The sequence below is a fragment of the Bacillus sp. AFS018417 genome (assembly GCF_002560985.1).
Taxonomy (GTDB): Bacteria; Bacillota; Bacilli; order Bacillales; family Bacillaceae_G; genus Bacillus_A; species Bacillus_A rhizoplanae.
Window position 1 is genome coordinate 11,868 of sequence record NZ_NTTM01000040.1, and the last position, 18,024, is coordinate 29,891.

Genomic DNA, 18,024 nt, shown 5'->3' on the forward strand with positions numbered 1-18,024 from the left:
CGCCTTTTTTCTATACCTACAGGTATGGGGGAGAGTTTTTGGTATAAATAGTTGGAAAAACTTTGTAAGGAAGTAGAAATTAAAAACCTTATTGGTTCAACTCACTATTAGTGGTAAAGAGATCCACTGATGGAAGTTTCACTTTAAACAAAAAGGGGGAACAAAAATGTTTAAGAGGCTTCGGGAGGATATTGAAGTCGTCTTTGAACAGGATCCAGCAGCGAGAAGTTACATCGAAGTGATTTTAACTTACTCTGGATTGCACGCAATTTGGGCGCATCGTATTGCACATGCCTTTTATAAACGAAAGTTTTTCTTTTTTGCTCGTGTTATCTCACAAATGAGTCGTTTTTTTACGGGTATTGAAATTCATCCGGGGGCAACAATTGGTCGTAAGTTTTTTATTGATCATGGCATGGGAGTTGTAATTGGAGAAACGTGTGAAATTGGAGATAACGTGACAATTTATCAAGGTGTTACGTTAGGCGGTACGGGAAAAGAAAAAGGGAAACGTCATCCAACAATTAAAGACAATGTGTTGATTGCAACAGGTGCGAAAGTGCTTGGATCGATTACGGTTGGAGAAAATTCTAAAGTTGGTGCTGGTTCGGTTGTGTTAAAGGAAGTACCTGCACATTCTACAGTTGTAGGTATTCCTGGTCGCGTCGTGATTCAAAATGGGATAAAAGTAGGTCAAGAATTAAATCATTGTGATCTTCCGGATCCGATTTTTGATAAGTTGAAAGCAGTGGAAGAAGAGCTCGAACAATTGAAAAAACAAATGGTAGTGAAAACAGAAAGGAAGGATAAAAATGACTATTCACATTTATAATACGCTAACGCGTCAAAAAGAAGAGTTTATTCCATTAGAGGAAAATAAAGTGAAAATGTATGTATGCGGACCGACCGTATATAACTACATTCATATCGGTAACGCAAGACCGGCAATCGTATTTGATACAGTGCGCCGTTATATGGAACACCGTGGTTACGATGTGCAATATGTATCTAACTTCACGGATGTAGATGATAAGCTGATTAAAGCTGCTAATGAATTAGGAGAAGATGTTCCAACAATTGCAGATCGCTTTGTTGAAGCATACTTTGAAGATGTAACGGCACTAGGCTGCAAACATGCGACAGTTCATCCTCGTGTAACAGAAAATATGGATATCATTATTGAGTTTATTCAGGAACTTGTGAATAAAGGATATGCATATGAATCTGAAGGGGATGTGTATTACAGAACGAAGGAATTTGAAGGATACGGTAAATTATCTCATCAACCAATTGCAGATTTGCGTCATGGTGCCCGCATTGAGATTGGTGAAAAGAAACAAGATCCGCTAGACTTCGCATTATGGAAAGCTGCTAAAGAAGGAGAAATTTTCTGGGATAGTCCATGGGGAAAAGGTCGTCCAGGTTGGCATATTGAATGCTCTGCGATGGCACGTAAATATTTAGGTGATACAATTGATATTCATGCTGGCGGTCAAGATTTAACATTCCCGCATCATGAAAATGAAATTGCGCAATCAGAAGCATTGACCGGGAAACCATTTGCACGTTACTGGATGCATAATGGATATATTAATATTAATAATGAGAAAATGTCTAAATCACTAGGTAACTTTGTCCTAGTTCACGATATTATCAAGCAGTACGATCCACAATTAATTCGTTTCTTTATGTTATCTGTGCACTATCGCCATCCAATTAACTTTAGTGAAGAATTATTACAGCATACAAATAATGGATTAGAGCGCATTGAAACAGCTTATGGTAATTTAAAGCATCGTATGGAAAGTAGTACTGATTTAACGGATCATAATGAGAAATGGTTAGATGAGATGGAGAAATTCCAAGCTGCATTTGAAGCAGCGATGGATGATGATTTTAATACGGCAAATGCAGTAACAGAGTTATATAACTTAGCAAATCATGCAAATCAATATTTATTAGAACAGCATACATCAAAAACAGTGATTGCGGCGTATGTAAAACAGCTTGAAACGCTATTTGGAATTTTAGGATTAGAATTAACGAAAGAAGAATTGCTTGATGAAGAAATTGAAGCACTAATCCAAAAGCGTATTGAGGCTCGTAAAAATCGTGATTTTGCATTATCTGATCAAATTCGCGATGAATTAAAAGAGCGTAACATTATTTTAGAAGATACACCACAAGGTACAAGATGGAAAAGAGGCTAAACATGATTGATGCAAAGCAATTAAACAGCTTAGCGTTAGCATATATGGGTGATGCGGTATATGAACAATATATCCGCTATCACCTGCTTCAAAAAGGAACAGTTCGTCCACATCAATTACATCGTTTGGGGACAAGCTTTGTTTCTGCAAAAGCGCAAGCGAAAGTTGTTCATCATTTACTAGAGGCAGCATTTCTTACTGAAGAAGAGGAAGCTGTATTAAGAAGAGGACGCAATGCAAAATCAGGTTCTGTTCCGAAAAATACAGATGTACAAACATATCGATATAGTACTGCTTTTGAGGCGCTGATTGGATATCATTATTTATTAAATGATCAGACACGAATAGAAGAGCTTGTATTTGAAGCAATTCGTGTGTTAGAGGATAAGGAAGGAGGCGCGTGAGCGTGAACAGTGAATATATTATTGGACGTAACCCTGTAATTGAAGCATTAAGAGCAGGTCGTGATATTAATAAGATTTGGATTGCAGAAGGTGCTGCGAAAGGACAAGTGCAAATTGTACTAGCATTAGCGAAAGAAAACAAAGTTTTAGTGCAGAATTCACCGAAGAAAAAATTAGATCAACTTGTAGAGGGGAATCATCAAGGTGTAATCGCACAAGTGGCAGCATATGAATATGCGGACTTAGAGGATTTATTTGCGTTGGCGGCTAAGCGGAATGAAGACCCATTTTTCTTAATTCTTGATGAGATTGAAGATCCACACAACTTAGGCTCTATTATGCGTACGGCAGATGCAGTAGGAGCCCATGGTATTATTATTCCAAAGCGCAGGGCGGTTGGTTTAACAGCGGCGGTTGCAAAGGCTTCGACAGGAGCGATTGAGTATGTTCCAGTAGCTCGTGTTACAAATTTATCGAGAACGATTGATGAATTAAAAGAGCGCGGGCTTTGGATTGCAGGCACAGACGCAAAAGGGAAAGATGACTACCGTAATTTAGATGGAAAGATGCCAATTGGTTTAGTGATTGGTAGTGAGGGGAAAGGTATGAGCCGTCTTATCGGTGAGAAATGTGACTTCTTGATTCATCTACCAATGGCTGGTAAAGTTACATCCTTAAATGCTTCAGTTGCTGCTAGCTTGTTAATGTATGAAGTGTATCGGAAACGTCACCCAATCGGTGAATAAAAATGAATGATATTTTAATCGTTGACGGTTACAATATTATCGGAGCTTGGGCAGACTTGAAAAAACTACGGGATGTAGACTTACAAGCTTCGCGAGACTCGCTTATTGATAAAATGGCAGATTATCAAGGGTATACAGGCACGAAAGTAATGATTGTTTTTGATGCGTATTCTGTTTATGGAATTGAAAAGAAGATGAAACAAGCGTCTGTAGATGTAATCTTTACAAGGAAAAACCAAACGGCGGATGAAAAAATTGAGCAACTCGCAATTGAGTTGCGCAATATTAATACACGTATTTATGTTGCGACGTCTGATTACACAGAGCAGTGGGCCATTTTTGGGCAGGGTGCTCTGCGTAAATCGGCGCGTGAGTTAGAGATAGAAGTTCAGGCGATGGAACGAAGAGTACGTCATGAAACGAAGAAAACGAAAGAAGAACAACCGGCAATGCGGACGATATTTAGTGAAGAAGTTACAGAAAAATTAGAAAAATTAAGGCGAGGAGGGCGTTGAAACATTGACGCTCTTCAAGTGTTTACTGTATAATATTGCTAAATAATTAGCGGTCGGAGGGATCAGATTGGAAACAGACTTCGTAAGCGGCAACAATGTTACATTTAGTGATTTAGAGGATGAAGAGATAGTTGAATTAGTACGACAAGGTAATGTTGATGCACTAGAGTATTTAATTCATAAGTACAAAAATTTTGTTCGTGCAAAATCAAGATCTTACTTTTTGGTTGGCGCTGATCGTGAAGATATTATTCAAGAAGGTATGATTGGATTATTTAAAGCGATTCGTGATTATAAAGAGGACAAGCTGTCTTCCTTTAAAGCTTTTGCGGAATTGTGTATTACACGTCAAATTATCACCGCGATTAAAACAGCGACAAGACAAAAACATATCCCTTTAAATTCATATGTTTCTTTAGATAAACCAATTTATGATGAAGAATCTGATCGAACTCTGTTAGATGTTATATCTGAAGCGAAGATGACGGATCCTGAAGAAATGATTATTAGTCAGGAAGAGTATGTTGATATAGAATTAAAAATATCTGAATTATTAAGCGATTTAGAAAGAAAGGTGCTTTCTTTATATTTAGATGGAAGATCGTATCAAGAGATTTCAGAGCAATTGAATCGCCATGTAAAATCCATTGATAATGCTCTGCAACGAGTGAAAAGGAAGCTTGAGCGTTATATGGAAATGAGAGAAACGGCAACTGTTCACTCACCTTCACTCAAACGTTAAGATGTTTAAATAGTTGGTTTTTTTAAAATGTATTAGGTTAATAGAGAAATATAAAAGAGAGGTTTTTTTCCTCTCCTTCTCTTTTTACAGTAAGGTGGGGAGTGTCATTGACATTGCCTTTTATTGTATGATACATTTTTAAAGAAATAATGTTACAAGGCTGGTGTAACAGATGAGAAAAAAGGTTGTACTCGCATGTGAAAAGTGTAATAATCGAAACTATTCCACAATGAAAGATACAAGCTCAGTAGAGCGTCTTGAGATAAAGAAATTTTGCAAAACGTGTAATGCGCACATGATTCATAAGGAAACAAAATAAATAATTGTAATTATGCACTGGAGGTCCCGGAAATGCGTTTGACGAACTTTTTTGGCGACGTAGGTCGTGAAATGAAAAAAGTAAGCTGGCCGAAAAAAGATGAATTAATCCGTTCGACACTTACTGTAATTGCAACAGTTGCTTTCTGTGCAATTTTCTTTGCGGTAGTGGATATGGGGATTTCTTCTTTAATTCGTTTAATTCTTGAATAAGAAGCGCTAATACATGATATAATGTTAATGTTATTTATATGAACTGTGTAAAAGCCCGGTGAACGGGTTTTTTCATTTGCACGAAAAAATGTACGTCAGGGAGGGAAGGACGGTCGTCCTAAATTAATGGAAAAAAGTTGGTATGTTGTCCATACTTATTCTGGATATGAAAATAAAGTAAAAACAAACCTAGAGAAACGCGTAGAAACAATGGCTATGCAAGATAAAATTTTCCGTGTTATTGTTCCAGAGGAAACAGAAGTAGAAATGAAAAACGGAAAAGAAAAAGTAACAAAGAGGAAAGTATTTCCTGGCTACGTGTTGGTAGAAATCATCATGACAGATGATTCTTGGTATGTTGTTCGCAATACACCGGGTGTAACAGGATTTGTTGGATCTTCTGGATCGGGTTCGAAGCCATCTCCGTTATTAGAAGAAGAAGTAGTTACAATCTTAAAACACATGGGAATGGAAAATGAAGTAGTTGACTTTGACTTTGAACTTCATGAGACTGTACGTGTGAACGAAGGCCCATTTGCGAATTACACAGGTGCTATTAATGAAATTGACCTAGAAAAACAAAGAGTAACAGTACTTGTTGATATGTTTGGTCGCGAAACTTCAGTTGAGCTAGATTTCCACCAAATTGAAAAATTATAAAATGAAACTTGAAATGAATTGTAAAAAGTGATAATATCTTTTAAGTCAATACGTCTTCGGAAACGGAGACGTTTTTTGAGAAAGATTTTATCGCTAAAGATAAAATATGAAGTGGGAGGGCAAATCACTGCCCAATTGACCACATCACGGACTTAAGGAGGTGTGTCTCGTGGCTAAAAAGGTAATTAAAATGGTAAAACTTCAAATTCCTGCAGGTAAAGCTAACCCAGCTCCACCAGTTGGTCCAGCATTAGGACAAGCGGGTGTTAACATCATGGGCTTCTGTAAAGAGTTCAACGCTCGTACAGCAGATCAAGCTGGTCTAATCATTCCTGTTGAAATTACAGTATTTGAAGACCGTTCATTCACTTTCATTACTAAAACTCCTCCTGCTGCTGTTCTTCTTAAGAAAGTAGCTGGTATTGAGTCTGGTTCTGGTGAACCAAACCGTAATAAAGTGGCAACTGTTAAGCGTGATAAGGTTCGCGAAATCGCTGAAACTAAAATGCCTGACCTAAACGCTGCTAGCGTAGAAGCTGCAATGCGTATGGTTGAAGGTACTGCACGCAGTATGGGCATTGTTATCGAAGACTAATTCGATTTGTTTTTTTTGTAAAAGAGGTTGCGGGTCTGGAATTCCAATTCGCAACCTTTATTATCGTAAATGAGTGTCATTTTTTAAATAAAAGGATGGGCGCACATCCTCGATTACATCGAAAAGAAGGCGTAAACGTGGGAGGTTATTCCGCTAAAACCACATTGAGGAGGAAATAAAAATGGCTAAAAGAGGTAAAAAGTACGTAGAAGCTGCGAAGCTTGTTGATCGTACAACTGCTTACTCTGCAACAGAGGCAGTAGAATTAGTAAAGAAAACAAACACAGCTAAATTTGATGCAACTGTAGAAGCTGCATTTCGTTTAGGTGTTGATCCTAAGAAAGCTGACCAACAAATTCGTGGTGCAGTTGTTCTTCCACACGGTACTGGTAAAGTACAACGTGTATTAGTATTCGCTAAAGGCGAAAAACTAAAAGAAGCTGAAGCTGCTGGAGCTGACTTCGTAGGTGATACAGACTACATCAACAAAATCCAACAAGGTTGGTTTGACTTTGACGTAGTAGTAGCAACTCCTGATATGATGGGTGAAGTTGGTAAACTTGGTCGTGTATTAGGACCTAAAGGTTTAATGCCAAACCCTAAAACTGGAACAGTTACTTTCGACGTAACAAAAGCAGTTAACGAAATCAAAGCTGGTAAAGTAGAATACCGCGTTGATAAAGCTGGTAACATTCATGTGCCAATCGGTAAAGTATCTTTCGAAGATGCAAAATTAGTTGAAAACTTAGAGACAGTTGCTGATGCTCTTCTAAAAGCTAAGCCAGCTGCTGCAAAAGGTACTTACATGAAGAACGTAACAGTTGCTTCTACAATGGGACCTGGCGTACGCGTTGAAGTTTCTACTATTGCGTAAAAATTGGAAGTTGACTTCGTGAAGAAGTTTTAATATAATCATTTATGTTGTGAATTTAAATAGTGTACCGTAGACAGTAGGTGCCAATGTGGCTTAATTTCCTACCTAGGTGTGAATATACGAAACGGAATTTTTTTCTGTGACTATATGCCTCCATGTCTACAATTGGGCATGGAGGCTTTTTAGTGCACTTTCGGTACATCTTCTATATAATCTACAGGAGGTGTAATAACATGAGCAAAGCAATCGAATCTAAACAACAAGTTGTAACTGAAATCGCTGAAAAACTTCGCGATAGTAAATCTACAATCGTTGTTGACTACCGTGGTTTAACAGTATCTGAAGCAACTGAATTACGTAAAAACTTACGTGAAGCTGGCGTTGAGTTCAAAGTTTACAAAAACTCTTTAACTCGTCGTGCTGCAGAATCTGCTGAAATGGCTGAGTTAAACGAATTCTTAACAGGACCAAACGCAATCGCATTCAGTAACGAGGATGTAATTGCTCCTGCGAAAGTATTAAACGACTTCGCTAAAAATCATGAAGCTTTAGAAATTAAAGCAGGCGTAATCGAAGGTAAACTTGTATCACTTGATGAGGTTAAAGCTATCGCTACTCTTCCATCACGTGAAGGCTTACTTTCTATGCTTCTTAGCGTTCTTCAAGCTCCAATGCGCGGTCTTGCAATCGCTACTAAAGCAGTTGCAGATCAAAAAGAAGAGCAAGGCGCTTAATTTTTTAAAAGATAATTACGTGTTATCGATAAAACAATACAAACCTATTTAAGGGAGGATATTTACAATGACTAAAGAACAAATCATTGAAGCAGTTAAATCTATGACTGTATTAGAACTTAACGACTTAGTAAAAGCTATCGAGGAAGAATTCGGCGTAACTGCTGCTGCTCCTGTAGCTGTAGCTGGTGGCGCTGGTGAAGCTGCTGCTGAGCAAACTGAATTTGATGTTGTACTTGCTAACGCAGGCGCACAAAAAATCAAAGTTATCAAAGTTGTTCGTGAAATCACTGGTCTTGGCTTAAAAGAAGCTAAAGAAGTAGTTGACAACACTCCAAAAGCAGTTAAAGAAGGCGTTTCTAAAGAAGAAGCTGAAGAAATCAAAGCTAAACTTGAAGAAGTTGGCGCTGCTGTAGAAGTTAAGTAATTAACTTTTGAGGCTTTTGAAAAAAGCTCGCTCTCAAGCGAGCTTTTTTTTTAACCGTAAAGAAAAGAGGTGGCCATATGGCAGACCATTATTTTTCTAACGACCCCTCTAGTAAAAGTGATCGTAAACAATGGGAATATACATTGAGAGGATCGCGTTTTGTTTTCTTATCAGACCGTGGGGTGTTTTCGAAAAACGAAGTGGACTTCGGTTCTCGTCTTTTAATTGAAGCGTTTCAGATGCCAGATGCCCAAGGTGATGTATTAGATGTTGGGTGTGGGTATGGCCCGATTGGTTTATCTCTAGCGAAGGAGTTCCAAGAGCGTGTGGTTCACATGGTGGATGTGAATGAAAGGGCACTTGGGCTTGCGAAAGAAAATGCCGCTAATAACCGAATTGAAAATATCCAGATTTATCAAAGTAGTGTATATGAAAATGTAAAAGGTCAATACGCTGCTATTTTATCTAATCCGCCAATTCGTGCAGGGAAACAAGTCGTGCATGAAATTCTAGAAAAAGCAGTGGAGTATCTTGTGCCAGGCGGCGAGCTTTGGATTGTGATTCAGAAAAAACAAGGTGCACCATCTGCAATGAAAAAATTAGAAGAAGTGTTCGATTTTGTGGAAGTCGCAGAAAAGAAAAAAGGGTATTATATCATAAAATCAAAAAAACGTTGACGGTTATTTTTGGTTGTGTTAACATTATAAAATGCCAATATATGATTTTCTGCGTTGAGAACGATGTATATTTTTGCTTTTCTTGGAAAAGATAGTAAAATCAGCAGATTATGAAACAGAATGATGGTTTTCTTTTAGAAACCATTTTTCTTTTTTGAGTAGGTGGAAATACTCAACGTATCTATCTTTTTAGAGAAAAAAGGCTACGTAATTTGCGTTAGTCGTATTTAGTTGTGATTTTGCACATTTTTGTGCATTTATAATACTCTTGATTTGAGGGGTGAAGCAGTTGACAGGTCAACTAGTTCAATACGGACGACACCGCCAACGAAGAAGTTATGCCCGTATTAGTGAGGTTTTAGAATTACCAAATCTTATCGAAATTCAAACCTCTTCTTATCAGTGGTTTCTTGATGAGGGTTTGCGAGAAATGTTCCAAGACATTTCTCCGATTGAAGACTTTACGGGAAATCTATCGCTTGAGTTTATCGACTACAGTTTAGGCGAACCGAAATATTCTGTAGAAGAATGTAAAGAGCGTGATGTGACGTATGCAGCACCACTTCGTGTAAAAGTGCGTCTAATCAATAAAGAAACTGGTGAAGTGAAAGAACAAGATGTGTTCATGGGGGATTTCCCGCTCATGACAGAGACAGGAACATTCGTAATTAACGGTGCAGAGCGCGTTATTGTTTCTCAGTTAGTTCGTTCACCAAGCGTATACTACAGCGGCAAAGTGGACAAAAACGGAAAACGCGGATTTACTGCTACTGTAATTCCAAACCGCGGAGCTTGGTTGGAATATGAAACAGATGCTAAGGATGTTGTTTATGTGCGTATCGACCGTACGCGTAAACTACCTGTAACTGTTTTGTTACGCGCATTAGGGTTTGGCTCTGATCAAGAAATCACCGAGCTTATAGGTGATAACGAGTACTTAAGCAATACGCTAGAAAAAGATAACACGGATAGCACAGAGAAAGCATTGCTTGAAATTTATGAGCGTCTACGTCCAGGTGAACCGCCAACAGTAGAAAATGCGAAGAGCTTGCTTGTTTCTCGTTTCTTCGATCCAAAACGTTATGATCTAGCAAATGTAGGTCGTTACAAGATTAATAAGAAATTACACATTAAAAACAGATTGTTTAACCAACGTTTAGCTGAAACTTTAGTGGATCCTGAAACAGGTGAAATTTTAGCGGCAGAAGGAACAATCTTAGATCGTCGTACATTAGATCGCATTTTACCTTACTTAGAAAAGAACATTGGTTTTAAAACAGCGAAGCCGTTAGGCGGAGTGGTAGAAGGTAATGTTGAATTACAATCTATTAAAATTTATGCTCCGGATGCAGATGGAGAGCGTTCCATCAATATCATTGGTAACGCGAACATTGATCGCGAAGTAAAACATATTACACCAGGCGATATTATTGCATCTATTAGCTATTTCTTTAACCTTCTATACAAAGTAGGAGACACAGACGATATTGACCATTTAGGAAACCGTCGTCTACGTTCTGTAGGTGAATTGTTACAAAACCAATTCCGTATCGGTCTTTCTCGTATGGAGCGTGTTGTTCGTGAGAGAATGTCGATTCAAGATACAAATGCAATTACACCACAAGCGTTAATTAACATTCGCCCGGTTATTGCATCTATTAAAGAGTTCTTCGGAAGCTCGCAGTTATCTCAGTTTATGGATCAAACAAACCCATTAGCAGAGTTAACGCATAAACGAAGACTATCTGCATTAGGACCTGGTGGTTTAACGCGTGAGCGCGCTGGCTTTGAAGTGCGTGACGTTCACTACTCTCACTATGGTCGTATGTGTCCAATTGAAACGCCAGAGGGACCAAACATCGGTTTGATTAACTCTTTATCTTCATTTGCGAAAGTAAATGAATTTGGCTTCATTGAAACACCATACCGTCGTGTTGATCCAGAAACTGGACGTGTAACAACACGTGTAGATTATTTAACAGCTGATGAACAAGATAACTATGTTGTTGCCCAAGCAAACGCACGTTTATCTGAAGATGGAGATTTCCTTGATGAGGATGTTGTAGCGCGTTTCCGCGATGAGAACGTTGTAGTAAAACGCGAACGTATTGACTACATGGATATCTCTCCGAAACAGGTTGTGTCTGCTGCGACAGCTTGTATTCCGTTCTTAGAAAACGATGACTCGAACCGTGCGCTAATGGGTGCGAACATGCAACGTCAAGCAGTTCCACTTCTGAATCCAGAATCTCCAATTGTAGGTACTGGTATGGAGTACGTATCAGCGAAGGACTCAGGTGCTGCGGTAATCTGTAAACATCCTGGTATCGTTGAACGCGTAGAAGCTCGCGAAGTTTGGGTACGTCGTTACATCGAAGTAGACGGCCAAAAAGTAAAAGGTGATTTAGATCGCTATAAAATGTTAAAATTCATCCGTTCTAACCAAGGAACTTGTTACAACCAACGTCCAATCGTAAGTGTTGGCGATGAAGTTGTAAAAGGTGAGATTCTTGCAGACGGCCCTTCTATGGAAAAAGGTGAACTTGCACTTGGTCGTAACGTGCTTGTTGGCTTTATGACATGGGATGGCTATAACTACGAGGATGCGATCATTATGAGTGAGCGCCTTGTAAAAGATGATGTGTATACTTCTATTCATATTGAAGAATATGAATCTGAAGCTCGTGATACGAAGCTAGGACCAGAAGAAATTACACGGGACATTCCAAACGTAGGGGAAGATGCACTTCGCAACCTTGATGAGCGCGGTATTATCCGCATCGGTGCAGAAGTAAAAGACGGAGACCTTCTTGTTGGTAAAGTAACGCCAAAAGGTGTAACAGAATTAACAGCAGAAGAGCGTCTATTGCATGCAATCTTCGGTGAGAAAGCTCGTGAAGTACGTGATACATCACTACGCGTACCACACGGTGGCGGCGGTATTATCTTAGACGTAAAAGTATTCAACCGTGAAGATGGCGATGAATTACCACCAGGTGTGAATCAACTTGTACGTGTATATATCGTTCAAAAACGTAAAATTTCTGAAGGCGACAAGATGGCCGGTCGTCACGGTAACAAAGGTGTTATCTCCCGTATTTTACCGGAAGAAGATATGCCTTATTTACCAGATGGCACACCAATCGATATCATGTTAAACCCATTAGGGGTACCATCTCGTATGAATATCGGTCAGGTGTTAGAGCTTCATCTTGGTATGGCAGCAAGATATCTTGGTATCCACGTTGCAACACCGGTATTCGATGGCGCTCGCGAGGAAGATGTATGGGGAACAATCGAAGAAGCTGGTATGGCACGTGATGCAAAGACAATTCTATACGATGGACGTACTGGTGAACCATTCGACAACCGTGTATCTGTTGGTGTCATGTACATGATTAAACTTGCACACATGGTTGATGATAAACTTCATGCTCGTTCTACTGGACCATACTCACTTGTAACGCAACAACCTCTTGGAGGTAAAGCACAGTTCGGTGGACAACGTTTCGGTGAGATGGAGGTTTGGGCACTTGAAGCTTACGGTGCTGCTTATACTCTTCAAGAAATCTTAACAGTTAAGTCCGATGATGTTGTTGGTCGTGTGAAAACGTACGAATCGATTGTAAAAGGCGAAAATGTTCCAGAACCAGGTGTTCCTGAATCATTCAAAGTATTGATTAAGGAATTACAAAGCTTAGGTATGGATGTTAAGATGATGTCTAGCGACGATACTGAAATTGAAATGCGTGATACTGATGACGATGATCATCAATCTGCAGATAAATTAAATGTCGAAGTTGAGACAACGAAGGAATAATTGGGATAACCTGTAGACTAAAAGGGAGGTAGGCCCCTTGATAGATGTAAACAACTTTGAATATATGAAGATTGGACTTGCATCACCAGACAAAATTCGCTCTTGGTCATATGGGGAAGTTAAAAAACCCGAGACGATTAACTATCGTACATTGAAACCAGAGAAAGACGGTTTGTTCTGTGAGCGTATTTTCGGTCCAACAAAAGACTGGGAATGTCATTGTGGTAAATATAAACGTGTCCGTTATAAAGGTGTAGTTTGTGATCGATGCGGCGTTGAAGTAACGCGTGCGAAAGTTCGTCGTGAACGTATGGGTCATATCGAATTAGCTGCTCCTGTATCTCATATTTGGTATTTCAAAGGTATCCCAAGCCGCATGGGACTTGTCTTAGACATGTCCCCTCGCGCGCTTGAAGAAGTAATTTATTTCGCTTCTTATGTGGTAACAGAAAGCGGTGATACACCGCTTGATAAGAAGCAACTTCTTTCGGAGAAGGAATACCGTGCGTATCGCGACAGATACGGAAACTCTTTCCAAGCTTCTATGGGCGCAGAGGCGATTAAGAAGTTATTACAAGATATCGATTTAGATAAAGAAGTAGACTTCTTAAAAGAAGAGTTAAAAACAGCACAAGGACAACGTCGTACTCGTGCTATTAAACGTCTAGAAGTATTAGAAGCATTCCGTAACTCTGGAAACGAACCATCTTGGATGATTCTAGATGTTCTTCCAGTTATCCCACCAGAACTTCGCCCAATGGTACAGTTGGATGGTGGACGTTTTGCAACTTCTGACTTAAACGACTTATACCGTCGTGTAATTAACCGTAACAATCGTTTAAAACGTTTATTAGACTTAGGTGCACCAAGCATCATCGTCCAAAACGAAAAGCGTATGTTACAAGAAGCAGTAGATGCTTTAATCGATAATGGTCGTCGTGGCCGTCCAGTTACTGGACCTGGTAACCGTCCATTAAAATCTCTTTCTCATATGTTAAAAGGTAAGCAAGGACGTTTCCGTCAAAACTTATTAGGTAAACGTGTTGACTACTCTGGTCGTTCCGTTATCGTTGTAGGACCGAACTTAAAAATGTACCAATGCGGTCTGCCAAAAGAAATGGCGCTTGAATTGTTCAAACCTTTTGTAATGAAAGAGTTAGTAGGAAAAGGATTAGCACACAACATTAAGAGTGCTAAACGTAAAATCGAGCGAGTACAACCTGAAGTTTGGGATGTTTTAGAGTCTGTAATTAAAGAACACCCTGTACTTCTAAACCGTGCTCCAACGCTTCACCGTCTTGGTATTCAAGCATTTGAACCTACATTAGTAGAAGGTCGTGCAATTCGTCTTCATCCACTTGTATGTACTGCATACAACGCGGACTTTGACGGTGACCAAATGGCGGTTCACGTTCCGTTATCATCAGAAGCACAAGCAGAAGCTCGTCTTCTTATGTTAGCTGCACAAAATATCTTGAACCCGAAAGACGGAAAACCAGTTGTTACACCATCTCAGGATATGGTATTAGGTAACTACTACCTAACGCTTGAACGTGCAGATGCAATTGGTGAAGGTATGGTTTTCAAAGATACGAACGAAGCATTAATTGCATATCAAAACGGATATGTACACTTGCATACTCGTGTTGCTGTTGCAGCAAGCTCTGTAAACAACGAAACGTTTACAGAAGAGCAAAACAGCAAGCTGTTGTTAACAACAGTTGGTAAGTTAATATTCAATGAAATCTTACCGAAATCTTTCCCTTACATTAACGAACCAACAAAAACAAACTTGGAGAAAGAAACTCCAGTGGAATACTTTGTTGAAAAAGGCGCTAACGTAAGAGAAATTATTGCTAGTCGCGAAGAAGTGGCACCATTTAGCAAGAAAATTCTTGGTAATATCATTGCTGAAGTATTTAAACGTTTCAAAATTACTGAAACATCTCGCATGCTTGACCGCATGAAAAATCTAGGATTTAAATACTCTACAAAAGCTGGTATTACAGTTGGTGTGGCGGATATCCTTGTATTAGGTGAAAAAGAAGAAATCTTGCATGAAGCGCAAGCAAAAGTAGATACAGTAATTAAGCAATTCCGTCGCGGTTTAATTACAGAGGAAGAACGTTATGATCGTGTTATCTCTATTTGGAGTAATGCAAAAGATGTTATCCAAGGAAAACTGATGAAAACCTTAGATAAGCGCAACCCGATCTTCATGATGAGTGACTCTGGTGCCCGTGGTAACGCATCGAACTTTACTCAGCTTGCTGGTATGCGTGGTTTGATGGCTAACCCATCTGGTCGTATTATCGAACTTCCAATCAAATCAAGTTTCCGCGAAGGTTTAACGGTACTCGAGTACTTCATCTCTACACACGGTGCGCGTAAAGGTCTTGCCGATACAGCACTTAAGACTGCGGACTCTGGTTACTTAACTCGTCGTCTTGTTGACGTTGCACAAGATGTTATCGTTCGTGAAGACGATTGTGGAACAGACCGCGGCTTATTAATCGGTGCAATTAAAGAAGGAAACGAAATTATCGAGTCCTTATACGATCGTCTTGTAGGACGTTTCGCAAGAAAAACTTTGAAGCATCCGGAAACAGGCGAAGTGTTAGTTAGTGAAAATGAATTGATTACAGAAGATATTGCTCATATCATTGAAAAAGCAGGCGTTGAACAGTTGTACATCCGTTCTGCATTTACATGTAACACACGCCACGGCGTATGTAAGAAATGTTACGGTCGTAACTTAGCTACTGGCACAGATGTAGAAGTGGGCGAAGCGGTTGGTATTATCGCAGCTCAATCTATCGGTGAGCCAGGTACACAGTTAACGATGCGTACATTCCATACCGGTGGGGTTGCTGGAGACGATATCACACAAGGTTTACCACGTATTCAAGAGATTTTCGAAGCGCGTAATCCGAAAGGTCAAGCGGTTATCAGTGAAATCGACGGTGTTGTTGCAGCGGTTAACGATGTGAAAGATCGCCAAGAAGTTGTTGTACAAGGTGATGTAGAAGCTCGTACGTATGCAATTCCTTATGGCGCTCGTCTAAAAGTAGCTCCAGGACATCGCGTTGAACACGGTAAAGAACTTACAGAAGGTTCTATCGATCCGAAAGAATTACTGAAAGTAACAGATATTACATCAGTCCAAGAATACCTGCTTCGTGAAGTACAAAAAGTATACCGTATGCAAGGGGTAGAAATTGGTGATAAACACGTTGAAGTAATGGTTCGTCAAATGCTTCGCAAAGTTCGTGTAATCGATGCTGGTGAAACAGATGTATTACCAGGAACATTACTGGATATTCATCAGTTCACAGATGCAAATGCAAAAGTGTTGCTTAAAGGTAAACAACCAGCAACAGCACGTCCAATCCTTCTTGGTATTACAAAGGCTTCACTTGAAACAGATTCATTCTTATCTGCAGCATCATTCCAGGAAACAACTCGTGTGTTAACTGATGCGGCAATTAAAGGTAAGCGCGATGAACTTCTTGGTCTGAAAGAAAATGTTATTATCGGTAAACTTGTTCCGGCTGGTACAGGTATGAATCATTACCGCAGAGTAGATCTTGTAAAAACAGCAAAAGAAGAAATAAATGTAGAAAATGACGAGGTTTACGTAGAAAACTAAAATTTTCCGTCGTAAATTTTGTATAAAAACAGATAATCCTAGTTGACATTATGCAATGCGAAATGTTAATATAAGCAAGGTTGCTCCTAAATAAACGTTGAATGTAATTCAACACGGTATAGTTAGAACGTTGCAGTAGCTTTTGCGATGCAACATAACGTACTTTTTAAAAACTGGATCTCAACATGAAAATGAATGAGATACGGTAGGAGCTTCAGCAATAGGAATAACAAGTTAAAACTGTTTTTGTGAGGAGAGAGCATTTGCTCTCCCTTGCAAAAACTTTGTTTTCAACTAATAATGAACCACCTGGATATGTGGTCATACAAACATGCGAAGGGAGGATAAATTAATGCCTACTATTAACCAATTAGTGAGAAATGGACGTACTGATAAAGTATGGAAATCTAAATCACCTGCGTTAAACAAAGGTTTCAACTCTTTAAAGAAAAAAGCAACTGATATCTCTGCACCTCAAAAACGTGGTGTATGTACTCGTGTTGGTACAATGACTCCAAAGAAACCGAACTCAGCGTTACGTAAATACGCTCGTGTACGTTTAACAAATGGTATCGAGGTTACTGCTTACATCCCAGGTATCGGTCATAACCTACAAGAACACAGCGTAGTATTAATTCGCGGTGGTCGTGTAAAAGATTTACCAGGGGTACGTTACCACATCGTTCGTGGTGCGCTTGACACAGCTGGTGTTGACAAACGTATGCAAGGACGTTCTAAATATGGTACTAAGAGACCAAAAGCTGCTAAGAAATAATAAAACTGAACTGAAAGGAGGAACTCAATATGCCTCGTAAAGGACCTGTTGCGAAACGTGACGTGTTACCAGATCCAATGTACAATTCTAAACTTGTAACACGCCTAATCAACAAAATGATGGTTGACGGTAAAAAAGGTAAATCTCAAACAATTCTTTATAATGCGTTCGATATCGTTCGTGAACGTACTGGTAATGAACCAATGGAAGTATTCGAGCAAGCTCTTAAGAACATCATGCCTGTTCTTGAAGTACGCGCTCGTCGTGTTGGTGGTGCTAACTACCAAGTTCCAGTTGAGGTTCGTCCAGAACGCCGTACAACTTTAGGTCTTCGTTGGTTAGTAAACTACGCTCGTCTTCGTGGTGAAAAAACTATGGAAGAGCGTCTAGCTTACGAAATCTTAGATGCAGCTAACAACAGTGGTGCATCTGTTAAGAAACGTGAAGACACTCACAAAATGGCAGAAGCTAACAAAGCATTTGCTCATTACCGTTGGTAGGATTCAACGAAAAATAACTATAAGCATAAACCGCTTTATTTGTCGCTTATGGAAGTGTGGAGAGGGAGAATTCCTCTCCCTTTCAATGGGCGCTCGTTTTACATAATGAGGGTACTAGACATACTGACATATGTAACAAAATAAAGTGGCTTTTTTGCTACTTAA

18 protein-coding genes and 1 other annotated feature are annotated in these 18,024 nt (G+C 39.4%); all 18 genes read left to right on the forward strand.

What is annotated here, in order from left to right; genetic code table 11:
- Positions 1-166: 166 nt before the first annotated feature.
- The 18 genes from cysE to rpsG all read left to right on the forward strand — a co-directional run bounded on the left by cysE (position 167) and on the right by rpsG (position 17,859).
- Positions 167-832, forward strand: a complete 666-nt coding sequence (gene cysE, locus CN326_RS15915; RefSeq protein ID WP_098309982.1) for a serine O-acetyltransferase — start codon at positions 167-169, stop codon at positions 830-832.
- Positions 813-2,210 (forward strand): cysteine--tRNA ligase, encoded by a 1,398-nt coding sequence (cysS, locus tag CN326_RS15920; RefSeq protein WP_098309983.1) that lies wholly within the window; start codon positions 813-815, stop codon positions 2,208-2,210. Before cysE ends, cysS begins: the two co-directional genes overlap by 20 nt.
- 2 nt (positions 2,211-2,212) lie before the next feature.
- Positions 2,213-2,614, forward strand: coding sequence for a Mini-ribonuclease 3 (locus CN326_RS15925; protein ID WP_098309984.1), 402 nt, complete (start codon positions 2,213-2,215; stop codon positions 2,612-2,614).
- Between the two features lie 2 nt (positions 2,615-2,616).
- Positions 2,617-3,360 carry a 23S rRNA (guanosine(2251)-2'-O)-methyltransferase RlmB gene (rlmB, locus tag CN326_RS15930; RefSeq protein WP_098309985.1) on the forward strand — a complete coding sequence of 248 codons (744 nt, stop codon included), beginning with the start codon at positions 2,617-2,619 and terminating at the stop codon, positions 3,358-3,360.
- A 2-nt stretch (positions 3,361-3,362) separates the two neighbouring features.
- On the forward strand, positions 3,363-3,875 hold the full coding sequence (locus CN326_RS15935; RefSeq protein WP_098309986.1) for an NYN domain-containing protein: 513 nt from the start codon (positions 3,363-3,365) through the stop codon (positions 3,873-3,875).
- A gap of 67 nt (positions 3,876-3,942) precedes the next feature.
- A complete protein-coding gene (locus tag CN326_RS15940) occupies positions 3,943-4,617 on the forward strand; it encodes an RNA polymerase factor sigma-70 (protein ID WP_098309987.1) in 675 nt (224 codons plus the stop codon).
- A gap of 172 nt (positions 4,618-4,789) precedes the next feature.
- A complete protein-coding gene (gene rpmG / locus CN326_RS15945; protein ID WP_081625682.1) occupies positions 4,790-4,936 on the forward strand; it encodes a 50S ribosomal protein L33 in 147 nt (48 codons plus the stop codon).
- A gap of 32 nt (positions 4,937-4,968) precedes the next feature.
- Complete coding sequence (gene secE, locus CN326_RS15950; RefSeq protein ID WP_098309988.1) at positions 4,969-5,148, forward strand: preprotein translocase subunit SecE; 180 nt, start codon at positions 4,969-4,971, stop codon at positions 5,146-5,148.
- A 126-nt stretch (positions 5,149-5,274) separates the two neighbouring features.
- Positions 5,275-5,808 carry a transcription termination/antitermination protein NusG gene (gene nusG, locus CN326_RS15955; protein ID WP_098309989.1) on the forward strand — a complete coding sequence of 178 codons (534 nt, stop codon included), beginning with the start codon at positions 5,275-5,277 and terminating at the stop codon, positions 5,806-5,808.
- 169 nt (positions 5,809-5,977) lie between these two features.
- Complete coding sequence (gene rplK, locus CN326_RS15960) at positions 5,978-6,403, forward strand: 50S ribosomal protein L11 (protein WP_001085872.1); 426 nt, start codon at positions 5,978-5,980, stop codon at positions 6,401-6,403.
- Positions 6,404-6,584: 181 nt separating this feature from the next.
- On the forward strand, positions 6,585-7,277 hold the full coding sequence (rplA, locus tag CN326_RS15965) for a 50S ribosomal protein L1 (protein WP_098309990.1): 693 nt from the start codon (positions 6,585-6,587) through the stop codon (positions 7,275-7,277).
- 49 nt (positions 7,278-7,326) lie between these two features.
- Positions 7,327-7,470: a sequence feature (ribosomal protein L10 leader region), on the forward strand.
- 40 nt (positions 7,471-7,510) lie between these two features.
- Positions 7,511-8,011 carry a 50S ribosomal protein L10 gene (gene rplJ / locus CN326_RS15970; RefSeq protein WP_098309991.1) on the forward strand — a complete coding sequence of 167 codons (501 nt, stop codon included), beginning with the start codon at positions 7,511-7,513 and terminating at the stop codon, positions 8,009-8,011.
- A gap of 67 nt (positions 8,012-8,078) precedes the next feature.
- Positions 8,079-8,438 (forward strand): 50S ribosomal protein L7/L12, encoded by a 360-nt coding sequence (rplL, locus tag CN326_RS15975; protein WP_098309992.1) that lies wholly within the window; start codon positions 8,079-8,081, stop codon positions 8,436-8,438.
- 77 nt (positions 8,439-8,515) lie between these two features.
- Positions 8,516-9,115: a class I SAM-dependent methyltransferase gene (locus CN326_RS15980; protein ID WP_098309993.1), complete on the forward strand. Its 600-nt coding sequence runs from the start codon at positions 8,516-8,518 to the stop codon at positions 9,113-9,115.
- A 289-nt stretch (positions 9,116-9,404) separates the two neighbouring features.
- Complete coding sequence (gene rpoB / locus CN326_RS15985) at positions 9,405-12,935, forward strand: DNA-directed RNA polymerase subunit beta (protein WP_098309994.1); 3,531 nt, start codon at positions 9,405-9,407, stop codon at positions 12,933-12,935.
- A gap of 37 nt (positions 12,936-12,972) precedes the next feature.
- Positions 12,973-16,584 (forward strand): DNA-directed RNA polymerase subunit beta', encoded by a 3,612-nt coding sequence (rpoC, locus tag CN326_RS15990; RefSeq protein WP_098309995.1) that lies wholly within the window; start codon positions 12,973-12,975, stop codon positions 16,582-16,584.
- 352 nt (positions 16,585-16,936) lie between these two features.
- Positions 16,937-17,359: a 30S ribosomal protein S12 gene (rpsL, locus tag CN326_RS15995; RefSeq protein ID WP_098309996.1), complete on the forward strand. Its 423-nt coding sequence runs from the start codon at positions 16,937-16,939 to the stop codon at positions 17,357-17,359.
- A 29-nt stretch (positions 17,360-17,388) separates the two neighbouring features.
- On the forward strand, positions 17,389-17,859 hold the full coding sequence (rpsG, locus tag CN326_RS16000) for a 30S ribosomal protein S7 (protein WP_035433720.1): 471 nt from the start codon (positions 17,389-17,391) through the stop codon (positions 17,857-17,859).
- Positions 17,860-18,024 lie beyond the last annotated feature (165 nt).